We start from the raw sequence: 13,478 nt of genomic DNA, 5'->3' as shown, positions 1-13,478 counted from the left end.
TAACAAGTCGAAGAGCTTATCGCAGGCCTGCGCCAGCTTGAGCCTCGCCACGCGCGCCGCCGACATGATAGCGTCGAGGCGCGGCGCGAGGCGGGGCTGTCGCGCGAGGGGCCCGCCGTCTGACCGGAGTTAAAGACATGGCGCTCACACAGGCAACCCGCAGCATGCGCCTCGGCACGGCGCTCGGCGACGACGTCCTCGCGTTCCAGTCGATGCGCGTCGAGGAGGGGCTGAGCCGCAACTTCGAGATGGACATCGAGGCCATCTCCGAGGACGCCGACCTCGACTTCAAGTCGCTGCTGGGAACGAACGTGACCGTCGCGGTCGAAGGCCGCGGGAACGAGCCGCGCTACTTCAACGGTTTCGTGACCGATATCACGGCCCGCGGGATGCGCTACCGCAACTACGCCTTCCGCATCGTGGCCCGCCCCTGGCTGTGGTTCCTGTCGCTGCGGGAGAACTGCCGCATCTTCCACGAGAAGTCGGCCCAGCAGATCATCGAGGACCTGTTCCACGAACACGGTTACGGCGATTTCAGGTTCTCGCTCGACGAGTCGCTCAAGATGATGCCGTACTGTGTCCAGTACAACGAGACGGATCTGAACTTCATCCTGCGCCTGCTCGAGGACGAAGGCGTCTATTTCTACTTCGAGCACGAGAACGGCAAGCATACGCTTGTTTTCTCGGACAGTCCGTTCAGCCATGAGCCCTATCCGGACTACGAGGTCGCCTATCTCGACCTTTTCCGGCGCGCAGGAACCAACGACGTCGCGGAAGCCCTGCGCTCATGGCGGCCGAGCCTCTCGATCCGCACCGGCAGGGTGCTGCTGGACGACTACGACTATCGCAATCCGGGCGCCGCGCTGGCGACCGTCGCGGCCTCCTCCTCCGACTTCGCGGAGCATGGCCACATCTACAATTACCCGGGGCGTTTCAACGCCGAAGGCGTCGGCGCTCGCCGCGCGAAGGCGCGCATGAACGTGTTGCAGACCGGCGAGCATGTCTCCCACGGCGAGGCGACGCTGCGCGGCGTCTGCGCCGGGGCCAAGCTGACCATCGAGGGCGCCGACGAAGGCTTCGGCGACGACCATCTTGTCGTATCGGCGCATCACGAGATGAGCCTGGGCTCCTACCAGACCGGCGGCGAGGAGGTGGAGAGCTACAAGGTCGAGTTCACCGCGATCCCCACGTCCCAACCCTTCGCGCCGCCGCGCGAGGCGCTGCGCCCGCGCATCGTCGGCCCGCAGACGGCGGTGGTGGTGGGAGAGGGCGAGGTCGATCCGGACGATCTCGGCTGCGTTCTGGTGCGCTTCCGCTGGAGCGGCGACGCCGTCTCCTGCCGGGTGCGCGTCAGCCAGGCCTTCGCCAGCTCCGGCTGGGGCGGACTTTCGAACCCGCGCATCGGCGACGAGGTGATCGTCGAGTTCGAGCATGGCGACCCCGACCGCCCGATCATCACCGGGCGCGTCTACAACGACGCGATGAAGCCGCCGATGGACCCGTCGGCTGATCCCTTCGTCACCACCTTCAAGTCGAACTCGGAGGGCGGCGGCAACTTCAACGAGTTCCGCTTCACCGACAATTCGGGCGCCGAGAACATCTTCCTGCACGCCGCCAAGGACATCGACATCCGCATCAAGGAGACGTCGCGCCGGCTGGTGGGCGTGGACGATCACGACATCGTCGAGGGCGACCAGTTCCGGCAGGTGGAGGGCGCGATGCACGAGGATTTCGGCGCCGACGCGTTCCGCACGGTGAAGGACACCTACAACCTCAAGGCCGACACCATCCTCGCCACGGGCGCCACTGAGATCGTCGCCAAGGGCGGCAAGATCCATGTGAAGGCGGACCAGACGCTGGTGCTGGAGGCCGGGACGCAGCTTTCGCTCAAGGTCGGCGGCAACTTCATCGACATCGGCCCCGCCGGCGTGTCCATCAAGGGAACGATGGTCAACATCAACTCCGGCGGCTCGGCGGGCAGCGGCTCGGGCACGGCGGCCGCGGCCGCGCAGAAGCCGGACGAGCCGATGGAGGGCGAGCCCGGCGCAGCCCCGGCCGAGAGCAGCGGCGAGGCGCGGACGTTCACCGCCCAGCAGCTCGACGCCAACCCCGCCGCCGCCGCCCTGCGATCGGCGCACGAGAGCGGCGCGCCCTTCTGCGAGCAATGCGCCAAGGCGGCGGCGGAAGCCGCGAATTCGGGGGCGGCGTGATGGACCGGCAGACCGCGGACGCCGCCTTCGAGCCGCGCGTCGCCGCGCCGGACGCGCTGCGCGCGGCGCTTTTCGCCGACCCCGACCTCGCCGCCTACGCGGTGATCGACGGCGCCGCGGTGCTGGACCTCGGCGCGCGGCTGCAGGAGACGGGCGCCGAGAGCGCGTGCCTCTTTCTCGGCGAGCTTGAGCCCGAACTTGCCGCAGCGGCGCCCTGGCTGGTGCGTCTGACGCCGGCGGACGGACTTTTCGACCAGCTCTTCGGCGACGGCTGGGGCAAGTCCTGGGCGATCTTCGCCACCGCCCACGCCTCGGTGGCGGAGATGCGGCGCCGGCTGCGCAAGCTGACCCTGGTGGAGCTTCCCGACCGGCGCACCGTCTATTTCCGCTTCTACGACCCGCGGGTGCTGCGCCATGTCCTGCCGCTGATGGAGCCGGCGCAGATCAGGCAGTTCTTCGGCGACGAGGTGGACGCCTATTTCTGCGAGGACGAGGGCGGCGCCGCCCTGCTGGAGTTCCGCCGGCCGATCGGGTCAGCGCCGGCGGGAGACGCCTGAGCAGCGGCGCATGAGCGGACGAGGGAGCGAGACGGCATGATCAAGGGGATTACCTGCGCGGCGGCGGCCGCGATCGCGGCGGCGGCGCTGTCCGGCGCGCCGGCGGCGGCGCAGCAGGCCGGTTCGGTCGGCGTGGAGCTGAACAAGCTGGAGGATTTCGACGGCGGGTGCCGCAGCTTCTTCCTGTTTCGCAACCGCTCCGACCGCGCCTATTCCGCCTTCGAGCTGTCGCTGGCGATCCTGAACGGCGAGGGCGTGATCGACCGGCTGCTCACCATCGACGCCGCGCCCCTGCCGGCCTCGCGCACGACGCTGAAGATCTTCGAGATCAGCGGGCTCGCCTGCGCCGACATCGGCGAGATCATCCTGCACGACATGGCGGCATGCGCGGCGGCCGACGGCGAGGCGGCCGACTGCTTCGCCGCGATCGAGCTCGTCTCGCGCGCGTCCGCGCCGCTGGTGAAATGAGCGAAGCGGCGATGGCGCGGGCGGGCGGCCGTCGATGATCGGCCAGCTCGGCGCTTGGCTCTCCGCCGGCGGTCCGGTCATCTGGCTGCTGGCGGCGCTGTCGCTGGCGTCGATTGCCCTGATCGCCGTGAAGCTGATCGAACTCGCCCCCGCGCGCGCCGGGGCGGGGGCGCGCGAGGCGGCGCTTCAGGACTGGGCGGGCGGCGCCCGCGCCGGGCCGCTCAAGGCCTTTCGCGCCGGGGCCGCGCCGGCCGACCGCGCGCTCGCCGCGGCCGCCGGCGTCCTGGCTGACGGCCGGGACCCCGGCGCGGCGCGGGCGGCGGCGGCGCAGTCCGGCGCGGCCGAGATCGCGCGGCTGGGGCGCTTCCTGCCGCTGCTGGAGGTGATCGCGGCGATCAGCCCGCTGCTCGGCCTGCTAGGCACCGTGCTGGGGATGATCCAGTCCTTCCAGGAGCTCGAACTCGCCGCCGGCGCCGCCAACGCCGCCGTGCTGGCGGGCGGCATCTGGCAGGCGCTGCTGACCACGGCGGCGGGGCTTATCGTGGCCATACCTGCAGGCGTGGCGGCGAGCCTTATGTCGGCGCGGGTGGACCGCGTGGCCCATGACGTCGAGGACGCCGTGGGCCGCCTGCTCGACGCCGCCGAGCCGCGCAGGGCGGCGTGACGGGCGCCGCCAGAGGCGCCGCATGAGCGGCGCGGACGGCTTCCGCATCGCCCGGCCGGCCGCGCGGCCGGTGCGCATCCCGATGACGCCGCTGATCGACGTCATGCTGATCCTGCTCGTCTTCTTCATGGTGACGTCGAGCTATCTCGACCTCGACATGATCCCGATGGCCGGCGACGGCGGCGCTGGGCCGGGCGCGGCCGCGCCGCCGGCGGCCGGCGGCCCCGACGCGCCGGAGGCGGCGCGCGCGCTGCTGGTGCGCATCGCCGCCGACGGCTCGGCGATGCTGCGCGGCGCGGCGATGGACGCCGACGCGCTGACGGCGGCGATCGCCGCGGCCGGCGGTCCGCAGGTGCTCGTGCTGCCCTCCCCCGCCGCGCCGACGCAGGCGCTCGTCGACGTGCTGGGCGCCGCCGAGCGCGCCGGCGCGGCCTCGGTGCAGGTGGTGCGGCTGCGCCCCGCCGCCGGCGGCTGAGGGGCGCGCGATGGACCCGCACGGCTTCCGGCTAGCCAGACGCCCGCGCCGCGCGCCGCGCGAGACCATCGTCGCGCTGATCGACGTGGTGTTCTTCCTGCTGGTGTTCTTCATGCTGATCGGGCGGATGGACGCCAACGCGCCGTTCGAGGTGGTCCCGCCGGTCTCCGATCTCGGGGCGCCGCTGCCCCAGGGCGGGCTGACGGTCAGCGTCTCGGAGAGCGGCGCGCTGGCGCTGGACGGCGCGCCCGCCGACCTGCCGGCGATCCTCGCGGCCGTGGCCGGCGCCGCGGAGGGCGGCGGCCCGAAGCCCTTCGTGCGGATCAACGCGCACGCCCGCGCGCCGCTCGGCGCGGTCCTCCCGCTCGCCGAGGCGCTGCGCGAGGCGGGCGCCGCCGAGGCGGCGCTGGTGGTGACGCCGACCGCGGCCCCATGAGACGGCCCCCCGAAGCCCGCGCCGGGAGACGCCGCGGATGAGCGCTGCGGCGCGATTGCGGCGCGGCCCGGCCGGGGGCGCGGCCTGGAGCGAGGCGGCGCGCTGGGCCGGCGGGGCGGCGGCCTCGGTCGGCGTGCACGGGGGGCTCGTCCTCGCGCTGATGCTGGCCACGGCGCCGCAGCCGCCCAAGCCCGCGCCGCCGCCCGCCGCGCGCCTCTCGATGACCGCGCTCGATGCGCCGACCCAGCGTCCGGAGGAGGCCTCGGCGGGCGATCTCGCCGAAGCGCCCGACGCCGCGGCCGCCGATGCGCCGGGCGCAGGGATCGCGAGCCTCCCCGGCCAGACGGCCGCCGCCGCGACGCCGTCCGCCGCCCGCGTCGCCGCCGCGACGCCTTCCGCCGCCAACGTCGCCGCCGCCAACGTCGCCGCCGCATCGGAGCCTGCGGCGCCGGCGCGGCCTGCGGCGTCCGCGGCCGACGCGGCGCGTCCCGCGGCGCCTGCTCCCGCGCCGCTGTCGCCATCGACCCCGGCGGGGCCGCCGCTCGCGTCGCGGGCCCCGGCGTCCGAGAGCGCGGTTGCGCGACCGCCCGAGACCGCGGCGGCCGCGCCCACCCGGCTCCCCGACGCGCCGACGACGACCGCCAGCGCCCCAGCGGCGCCCGGCCTGACCGCCGCTGCGCCCCGGTCCGCATCCGCCGAACCCGCGCGCGTCAGGCCCTCCGCCGCCCGCCCGTCCGCCCCGTCCGCGGCGCAGGCGCCGGCGTCGGTCGCGCCGCAGACGCCGCGCGCCGAAGCCGCGCCGGCGCAGGGCGCTCAGGCGAGGCCCGCGGCGCTCCCGGCGCCGCGGGCGGCGGCGGCGCGCGCCGAGCCCACGGTCGCCGCGGCGTCGGCCCCCGTCGTGGCGCAGGCCGAAGCCGCGGCGCCCGCCGCCGAGGCGGCGGCGGCCAGACCGCCGGAGCAGACCGCGGCCCGTCCATCACTCCCGCAGATCGCGGACGCAAAGGTAGCCGAGGCGCCCGACCCGCTTCGCGTCGGGACGGCGGCGGCGCAGGCCGAGACCGTCGCGCCGACGAGGCCCGGCGCGACGCGCGCCCAGGCCGCCGCCCTCGCCGCCGCGCCCCGCGCCGCGCTCTCTCCGCCAGCCGCGGAGCCGGCCGCGTCCGCCACGCCGCCCGACACGGTGCTCGCCGCGCTCTCCGCTCCGGCCGCTCCGGCGGCGCCGGCGGCGCCCCCTGCGCCGTCAGCGGCGTCTGCCCTTTCGCCGCCGGCGGACGCCGCGCCGCGGGCCGCCGCCGACGCGCCGCGCGCCGAAGCCGCGGCCCCCGCGCCCGCCCCCGCAGTCGCCGCGCCGGTCGAGGGGGCCGCGGCGGCGGCGGCCGCGCCGCCGGCCGACGCCGCGCGGCTCGCCCCGCCCGCCGCCGAGGCGCTTCCGGTCGCGGGCGCCTGGGCCGGCGACGCGGAGGCCGAACTCGACGCGCAGTCGCTGGCGACCATCGCCGCGTTCCTGATTCCCGGCGCGCCCCGGCCCGACGCGCAGGCGCGCGACGCCGTCGGCGCGGCGCTCGCGGCGATCCCCTGCGCGCGGCTGGAGGCGGCCTTCGCGCCGGAGACCGGCGGCGTCGCGCTGCGCGGCCATGCGCCGACGGAGGCCCTGCGCGCGGAAGCCGTCGCGCGCCTGCGCGCCGCGGTCGGCGGCGCTATCCCGGTGGTCGACGACCTGCTGGTGCTGCCGGCGCCCCAGTGCGCCGTGCTGGAGAGCGTCGCGGGCGCCGGGCTGCCCCAGTCGACCGATCAGGTCGACGACCCGCTCGTGATCGGTCGCGCCGCCGAGGCCCGGCGGCTGTCGCTCGTCGAAGGGGCGAGCCTCGTCTTCGACCTCGAGGCGCCGGATTACCCGGCTTGGGTGTATCTTGACTACTACGACGCTTCGGGCGTGGTGACGCATCTGGCGCCGAGCCGCTTCGCCGAACCGCGACGCTTCGCGCCCGCCGAGCGCATCCTGCTCGGCGCGGAGGGCGCGGGCGCAGACGCCTGGGGCGACCTGCGCCTCACGGTCCTGCCGCCGTTCGGCAAGGACATCGCCGTGGTCTTGGGAACCACCGCGCCGCTGCACGACGGCGACCGCCCGCTGACCGAACCCGCCGCGGACTACCTCGCCTGGCTGCGGGAGCGGATCGCCGCGCTCTCCGCCGCCGACCCCGCCTTCCGCGGCGAATGGGCCTATGTCTTCATCGAGACCGGCCCCGCCCGGCCGTGAGGCGCCGACGCGCGGCGCGCCTCCGTCGCGCGATCGCGCGTCGTCAACGGCGCCAGTCCCTTAACCCGCGCCTGAAAGGCTAGGACGGACGCGCCATTGTTGCTAGCGTCCCCCGGCCGCATCTGGAGAAGCCCGCCATGGCGTTCGCCGAGACCCTCCTCGCCCCAGGCGACGTTCTGCACGAGACCTACCGGATCGAGCGTCTGATCGGCGTGGGCGGCACCGGAGAGGTCTATCTGGGCGAGAACATCGTCGCCCACCGAACCGTCGCCATCAAGGTGCTGAAGCGGGAGTTCTCCGCCGACCGCAACTTCATCGAGCTGATGCGCCGCGAGCTGATGCACGACATCAACAGCGACGCGGTGGTGCGCTACTATGAACTGCTGCGCACGCAGCAGCACGGCGGCCTCTACTTCCTCGTGATGGAGTACATCGAGGGGCCGTCGCTGGCGCAGCTGATGGAGCGCGGCGCGGTGCCGGTCGAGACGCTGCTGACCATCGGCCGGCGCGTGACCGAGGGCCTGCGCGCCGCCCACGCGCTGGGCGTGTCGCACCGCGACATCTCGCCCGACAACATCCTGCTGCGCGACGGCGACCCCGCCCGCGCCACGCTGATCGACTTCGGCATCGCCAAGGACGTGAAGCCCGGCGCCGGCACCGTCATCGGCGGCGGCTTCGCCGGAAAGTACGAATACGCGGCCCCCGAGCAGATGGACGGTCAGGCGGACGCGCAGTCCGACATCTACGCGCTCGGCGCGACGCTGCTGGCTGCGGCGCGCGGGGCGGCCCCGCCGCTGCCGGTGGGGCTGCTGGAGATCCGCCGCGCCAAGGAGATCGCGCCCGACGTCTCCGACATGCCGGGGCCGTTCGCCGCGGTGCTGTCGGGCATGCTCGCCCCCGGCCGCGCCAACCGACTCGCCGACGCCGCGGCGCTCGCCGCCGCGCTGGACGCCGCGATCGCCGGGCGCGGCGCGGAGCCCGCGCCTTCGCCGCGGGAAAAGGCCGCGTTCGGCGGCGAGCCGAAGCGCGTCGCAGGGCCGCTCAGGCTTGACGCCGCGCCGGCCGAGCCCCCTGCCCGCGCCGGCGCCCGAAAACCCGCCGCGCGCGGGGGGGCGGCCGGAGAGAAGAAGCGCCGCGGCCTGCTGCTGCCCGTCGCGCTGGTCGCCCTGCTGGCGATCGGCGGCGCGGCGGCGCTGCTGGGTCCGGGGCGCGACCTGCTGACCCCGCAGCCGCCCGTCGCCGAGGTCTACCGCTTCAGCGCCGCCGACGGCGAGCCGGCCACCGCCACGGGCAACGCGCCGCATCAGGAGGCGCGCGACGCGCTGCTGGAGGCGCTGGGCGCCGCCGCCGGGCCCGACTCCTCCATCGCCGCCGACCTCAGCATCGCGCGCGGCGCGCCGTCGGAGTTCTGGCACGAGGGCGTCGCGGGCCTGCTGCGCGCGCTCGCCGGGCTGGAGAACTGGCGGCTCGACGTGGTGCGGGACCGCGCGACGCTCAGGGCCGACGCGCCCGACGCCGGCGCGGCCGAGCGGGCCGAGACCTCGGCGCGCGCGGCGGCGGAGAGCGGCGGCCTCACGCTCGACATCGCCCTGCGCCACGATGCGCCCACGATCCCGAAGGACGCGCTGGACGCCGTTCTGGAGGCGTTCCGGGACTGCGGGCCGCTGAGCGCCGACGTCTCGGGGACCGGCGCGATCACGGCGCAGGGCCGCGTCTCGAGCCCGGCGGCCGCTGGCGAGTTCGTCAGCGCGCTGCGCCGCATCGCAGGCGGTCGCGACGTCGACGCCGACCTCGAGACGCTCAACCCCTATGTCTGCCGCCTGATGCGGGCGCTGCCCGCCGACAGCGTCGCCGCCGGGCCGCTGACCATCCGCTATCTGAACGACGGCGCCGAGAGCGGCGACACCCTGCCGGCGGACGCGAACCCGCTGGTCGACGTCATCGCGCCGGCGGAGGTCGACGGCTACCTCTATGTCGTCGTGGCCGACAACGAGGGCGCGCTCGTCAACCTGCTGCCCAACCCGGACCGCGAGCAGAACCGCCTCAGCGAGATCGGGACGGTGGAGGGCGGACGGCGCACGGTGCGCGTCGCCTATCCGCTGGAGGAGAACGCCGCCTCGCGCATCGCGCTCACCTTCCACCCTCCCTTCGGCACGTTCATGGTCGCGGCGATGCTGACGACCGAGCCGCTGTTCGGCTACGCCCGCACCAAGACCGAGAGCATCGACGCCTATGCGCCCGAACTCGCCGCCGCGCTGACCCTCTACGGCGCCGACGGCGCGCCGATCAGCGCGGCGCGGCGTTTCATGCGCGTCCGCGAATGAGCGGCGCCGCGCCACAGGACCGCCGGGCGCGGCGGCTCGCCGGGCGGACGCCTTCCGGCTCAGGGAATGTTGTGGGTGAACTGGCCCGGCGTCGTGAACTGGATGACGCCGCCCCAGGTGCACATGCACTTGGAGGTGTTGTTGAGCGCCGGCATGTTGTCGATCATCACCGTTGGCGCGCCCGGGGCCCAGGGCGCGGGGATCACGGGAATGCAGGGTCCCGGCGTGAATACCGGCCCCTTCCAGTTGCTCGGGTTGGATGGCGCGTTGCACGGGCTGAACGGTTTGATGTTCACCATCGGCTTGTTGCACATGATGTTCGCCGCGATCTGGTTGCCGGACTTCGTCATGCGCGGCGTGGCGCTGAACGCCGAGGGCGCGGTGCCGAAGGTGCACATCAGCATGCCGCTGGTGACGCATTGCATGGCCATGGTCGGTCTCCTTCCCCTGCGCGACGCGGTCCGCCCCGGAGGCCCTCGAGGGCGTCGATCGCCGGGGCGGGGCCGCGCGTCTGGATCATCGCTACGAGTATGTTAGCATCCCTGCAACCGGCGCGCTGTGCGCGCCGTCACAGCCATGGCCAAGGTCCGGGCCTGAACGGCGCCGCGTCCGGCGCGGCGGCTCAGGCCCGCAACATGCGGAAGAACGCGCAGTGCAGGTGACCCTCACACTCTCCGGCGGCCTGACCTCGGCGGAAGGCTCCATCAAGGTCGCCACGCTGGGCGGCGCGCCGTTCACCATCGGACGCTCGCCCGATGCGGACTGGACGCTGATCGATCCGAGCTGCCGCGTCTCCGGCCTGCATCTGGAGCTGAGGGGCGAGGGCGACGCGCTGGTTCTGGTGGACCGCAGCTCGGGCGGCACCGCGCTGGGCGACCCTCAGTCGCGGCTGCAGCGCGGTCAGCCGACCGCTCTGCCGGCGGGCGGGGCGCGGCTGTTCCTGCCCGTGGGCGAGATCGCGATCAGCGTGGCGCCGCGCCGCGCGGCTTTCGCCGCCCCCTCGCGGCCCGCCGGCGACGACGATCCGTTCGGGCGGCAGGGCGACGCGCCGGGAGGTCCTGGGCCGGCGTTCTCCCCGTCGTCGACGGCGCCGCGCGCAGGAGGGCTTTCGCTGCGCGGAGACAGGTCCGGGCCATCGGCAGCGCCGTCCGGCTTCTCGGCGGCGCCCGCCGCCGCGCCCGGCGCCGCGGCGGCGCCCAACCCGGGGCCGGGTCTGAGCCTCGGCGGCGCCCAGCGGCGAGCGCCGCCCGCGCCGCAGGGCCTCGGCGACGCGCCGTCGCGTTCCGCCGCCCCGCCGTCGCCTGGGGGGGCGCCGTCGCGTCCTGCAGGGTCTGGCTCCGGCCCAGCGTCGCCCGAAGACTGGCTGAACGACGAGGACGACCCCTTCGGCCCGCCAAAGCCGGCTCGGGCCGCCGCCGCCGATCCGTTTACCGCCGCCGCGCCGGAGGACGATCTCTTCGGCCCAGAGGGCGCCGCGCCGGCTCGGGACGACGACGCCCTTTTCGGGCGCGGCGCGGCGCCCGCGCCGGATCCGGATCCGCCGCATGAGGGGGCGCCGCCAGATCCGCTCTCGCCCGATCCGCTCTCGCCAGATCCGCTCTCGCCAGATCCGCTCTCGCCAGATCCCGGACGATCCGATCCCGGACGATCCGATCCGGGCGACGCCGATCCGCTCGCCGCAGAGAGACAGGCGCCCGGTCGCGCGACGCCGGGCCTCTCCCTCGGCGGGCCCACGCCGTCGGGCGCGCCTCAGCGCGCGCGCGAACCCGGCGCCGCAGGCTTTCCCGAGCAGGGCCCCGAGGACGCCGGGCCGACGCCCGTCGAACCGGCGCCGGCCCGGCCCGAACCGCCCCGCGGCGCGACCCAGGTCCACCCCGCCGCGCCCCGCCCGGCCGCAAGCCCCGACGCGCTGGAGGCCGAGGCGGCGCTCGCCGCGCTGTTCGACGCCATGGGCCTCGACATCGACGAGGTGCCGCGCGGCAGGCGCGTTGCGCGGGCCCGCGAAGCCGGCGCGGTGCTGGTGGCGATGGCCGACGCCCTGCGCCAGCTGCTCGACAGCCGCCGCACGGTGAAGCGCGAGCTCGGCGTCGCCGGCACCGAGATCGAGTTCGGCGCCAACCCGCTGAAGTTCGCGCCGGACGCGCAGGCCGCGGCGGACGGACTGCTGCGCCCGCTGACCTCGGGCTATCTCAGCGGCGAGGCGGCGGTGGCCGACGCGCTGAAGTCGCTCGTCTCGCACCAGATGGCGCTGGTCGGCGGCATCAAGACGGCGATGCGCGTCGCGCTGGAGAGCTTCGACCCCGAGACGCTGGAGCAGACGCTGGAGCGGCGCGGCCTCAGCCAGGTCGTCCCGGCGCTGCGCAAGGCGGAGCTGTGGGACCGTTTCGTGGAAGACTACGCCCGCGTCGCAGATCAGGCCGACGACGACATCCGCGCGCTGATCGGGCGCGAACTCAACAAGCTCTACGCGCCAGGCGGCCAGTCGGGAGGCCAGCCGGAAGGCGGGTCCGCGCGACAGGCGGGCGGCCCGGCCGGCGGGCGGCCCGGCGGCCGCGCCGGCGGACGGGAGTGACCGCGCGCACCGAGCCGCCGGCCTGCGCCGCGACGTCGGGCCCGCCCGTCTCGCGGCGCCGTCCGGGTGGAGTGGCGCTCGGGGGCTGTGACGCGCGACACTGCGCTGAGCGGCGGCTGGTTTTCAAATTGGGGCGCCAGTTCCGGCGCGCCCGCCGGGGGGGCTGAATGACGCTGTCGCGCAAGGTCATGTGGATCGAGGGCATGTTCCTGAGGCCGCACCATTTCCAGCAGCAGGATCGCCGCGCCGAGAGCGTTCTCGCTGCGCGCCTCGCCGCGCTCCAGCCATGGCATTGGGGTTTCACGAAGCTGGCGCTCGACGAGCGGGCGCTGGCGGCCGGCGAGATCGGTCTCGCGGCCTGCGAAGGCGCCTTTCGAGACGGGACGCCCTTCGCCGCGCCCGGCGACGCCGCGCCGGTCAAGCCGCTCTCGCTGGAGGCCGACGTCAAGGGCGCGATGGTTTGGCTGAGCGCCCCCGCCGCGACCCGCGGGGCTGCGCTCGCGGCGCGCTCCGATCCGTCGGGCCGCCCCGTCGCCGCCCGCTACGTCCTGACGCCGGAAGAGGTGCCGGACACGCTGCGCGAGGACGGCGCCACCGAGGTGATCGAACTCGGCGCGCCCAATCTGCGCCTGACCGTCGGGCCGCGCCCCGCCGAAGGCTTCGAGAGCCTGCCCGTCGCCCGCGTGATCGACGTCAGCCCGGACCGCCGGGTGCGGCTCGACCCCGACTACATCCCCCCCGTGCTCACCGCCGCCGCGAGCCCCGCGCTCAGCGGCGCGCTGACCGAGATCGCCGCGCGCTTCGACGTGCGCGCCGACGGGCTGTCGGGCCGCTTCGGTTCGGCGGGCGGATCGAGCGCGGCGGCGCAGGAGCAGTTCATGCTGCTGCAGGTCTGCAACGCCAAGGCGGCGCTGCTCGGCCAGATGCGCGACGCCGGCGGCGTCCATCCGGAGCCGCTGCACCGCGCGCTGGTCGAGGCCGCGGCCCAGCTCTCGACCTTCACCGACCGCGAGAAGCGCCGGCCGCCGATCTTCCCGGTCTACGACCACGACGACCTGACCGCGACCTTCGCGCCGCTCTTTGCGGAACTTCAGCGCTCTCTGGGCTTTCTCGACGATCCGGAGGCGACGCCGATCGAGTTGGCGTTCCACAAGGGCCAGCAGATCCACTACAACCGCGCGATCCCGCCGGGCCTGCTGACCGGCGCGCGCATGGTGCTGGTGGCGCGCGCGGCGATGCCCGACAGCGCGTTCCGCGACGCCTTTCCCGCCAACGCCTCCGTCGCCTCGACCGCGGAGATCCTCCAGATCATCGGCGCCGCGACCAAGGGCGTCGCGCTGAGGCCGATGCCGAGCTTCCCGCCGGAAATCCGCCCGCTGGCCGGCTGGGTGTGCTTCGAGCTCGACCAGAACGCCGCCGCGTGGGAGGGCGTGAAGGCCAGCCGCTCGATCGCCATCCACGCCCAGCAATCCTTCTCGGAGCTGCAGATGCAGCTCTGGGCGATCAAGGACTGAC

At 74.9% G+C, this 13,478-nt stretch carries 11 protein-coding genes; 10 read left to right on the top strand and 1 reads right to left on the bottom strand.

Features of this window, described 5'->3' with window-relative positions:
* Window positions 1-137 precede the first annotated feature (137 nt).
* From BLW43_RS11105 to BLW43_RS11070, 8 genes are all read left to right on the top strand, one after another.
* Window positions 138-2,210, top strand: coding sequence for a type VI secretion system Vgr family protein (locus BLW43_RS11105; RefSeq protein ID WP_093253251.1), 2,073 nt, complete (start codon window positions 138-140; stop codon window positions 2,208-2,210).
* Window positions 2,210-2,767, top strand: coding sequence for a DUF4123 domain-containing protein (locus tag BLW43_RS11100; protein ID WP_175478856.1), 558 nt, complete (start codon window positions 2,210-2,212; stop codon window positions 2,765-2,767). The genes BLW43_RS11105 and BLW43_RS11100 overlap by 1 nt, the downstream gene beginning before the upstream one ends.
* 36 nt (window positions 2,768-2,803) lie before the next feature.
* Window positions 2,804-3,235, top strand: a complete 432-nt coding sequence (locus tag BLW43_RS11095; protein WP_245731016.1) for a hypothetical protein — start codon at window positions 2,804-2,806, stop codon at window positions 3,233-3,235.
* 34 nt (window positions 3,236-3,269) lie between these two features.
* A complete protein-coding gene (locus tag BLW43_RS11090) occupies window positions 3,270-3,899 on the top strand; it encodes a MotA/TolQ/ExbB proton channel family protein (protein ID WP_093253249.1) in 630 nt (209 codons plus the stop codon).
* A 22-nt stretch (window positions 3,900-3,921) separates the two neighbouring features.
* Complete coding sequence (locus BLW43_RS11085) at window positions 3,922-4,374, top strand: ExbD/TolR family protein (protein WP_093253248.1); 453 nt, start codon at window positions 3,922-3,924, stop codon at window positions 4,372-4,374.
* A 10-nt stretch (window positions 4,375-4,384) separates the two neighbouring features.
* Window positions 4,385-4,810 (top strand): ExbD/TolR family protein, encoded by a 426-nt coding sequence (locus tag BLW43_RS11080; protein ID WP_093253246.1) that lies wholly within the window; start codon window positions 4,385-4,387, stop codon window positions 4,808-4,810.
* Window positions 4,811-4,847: 37 nt separating this feature from the next.
* Window positions 4,848-7,067 carry a hypothetical protein gene (locus BLW43_RS11075; RefSeq protein ID WP_093253244.1) on the top strand — a complete coding sequence of 740 codons (2,220 nt, stop codon included), beginning with the start codon at window positions 4,848-4,850 and terminating at the stop codon, window positions 7,065-7,067.
* 137 nt (window positions 7,068-7,204) lie between these two features.
* Window positions 7,205-9,391 (top strand): serine/threonine protein kinase, encoded by a 2,187-nt coding sequence (locus tag BLW43_RS11070; RefSeq protein WP_093253242.1) that lies wholly within the window; start codon window positions 7,205-7,207, stop codon window positions 9,389-9,391.
* Window positions 9,392-9,450: 59 nt separating this feature from the next.
* On the opposite strand, the gene BLW43_RS11065 is transcribed toward BLW43_RS11070, so the two are convergent.
* A complete protein-coding gene (locus tag BLW43_RS11065; protein ID WP_093253239.1) occupies window positions 9,451-9,822 on the bottom strand; it encodes a DUF4280 domain-containing protein in 372 nt (123 codons plus the stop codon).
* 221 nt (window positions 9,823-10,043) lie between these two features.
* Here BLW43_RS11065 and tagH point away from each other — a divergent pair, with 221 nt between their 5' ends.
* Window positions 10,044-11,963 carry a type VI secretion system-associated FHA domain protein TagH gene (gene tagH, locus BLW43_RS11060; RefSeq protein ID WP_093253235.1) on the top strand — a complete coding sequence of 640 codons (1,920 nt, stop codon included), beginning with the start codon at window positions 10,044-10,046 and terminating at the stop codon, window positions 11,961-11,963.
* Between the two features lie 167 nt (window positions 11,964-12,130).
* A complete protein-coding gene (gene tssK, locus BLW43_RS11055) occupies window positions 12,131-13,477 on the top strand; it encodes a type VI secretion system baseplate subunit TssK (RefSeq protein ID WP_093253232.1) in 1,347 nt (448 codons plus the stop codon).
* Window position 13,478 lies beyond the last annotated feature (1 nt).

Source organism: Rubrimonas cliftonensis, from assembly GCF_900107585.1.
In the GTDB taxonomy this organism is placed as follows: domain Bacteria; phylum Pseudomonadota; class Alphaproteobacteria; order Rhodobacterales; family Rhodobacteraceae; genus Rubrimonas; species Rubrimonas cliftonensis.
The sequence above is the reverse complement of the archived record's forward strand: the minus strand, read 5'-3'. Positions and strand labels throughout refer to the sequence as shown.

Bases quoted from the DNA above. Each gene is read 5' to 3' on its own strand.
- BLW43_RS11100 (WP_175478856.1), top strand. From the start codon at position 2,210: ATGGACCGGCAGACCGCGGACGCCGCCTTCGAGCCGCGCGTCGCCGCG.
- BLW43_RS11075 (WP_093253244.1), top strand. From the start codon at position 4,848: ATGAGCGCTGCGGCGCGATTGCGGCGCGGCCCGGCCGGGGGCGCGGCC.
- BLW43_RS11090 (WP_093253249.1), top strand. From the start codon at position 3,270: ATGATCGGCCAGCTCGGCGCTTGGCTCTCCGCCGGCGGTCCGGTCATC.
- BLW43_RS11095 (WP_245731016.1), top strand. From the start codon at position 2,804: ATGATCAAGGGGATTACCTGCGCGGCGGCGGCCGCGATCGCGGCGGCG.
- BLW43_RS11085 (WP_093253248.1), top strand. From the start codon at position 3,922: ATGAGCGGCGCGGACGGCTTCCGCATCGCCCGGCCGGCCGCGCGGCCG.
- BLW43_RS11080 (WP_093253246.1), top strand. From the start codon at position 4,385: ATGGACCCGCACGGCTTCCGGCTAGCCAGACGCCCGCGCCGCGCGCCG.
- BLW43_RS11105 (WP_093253251.1), top strand. From the start codon at position 138: ATGGCGCTCACACAGGCAACCCGCAGCATGCGCCTCGGCACGGCGCTC.
- BLW43_RS11070 (WP_093253242.1), top strand. From the start codon at position 7,205: ATGGCGTTCGCCGAGACCCTCCTCGCCCCAGGCGACGTTCTGCACGAG.
- tssK (WP_093253232.1), top strand. From the start codon at position 12,131: ATGACGCTGTCGCGCAAGGTCATGTGGATCGAGGGCATGTTCCTGAGG.
- BLW43_RS11065 (WP_093253239.1), bottom strand. From the start codon at position 9,822: ATGGCCATGCAATGCGTCACCAGCGGCATGCTGATGTGCACCTTCGGC.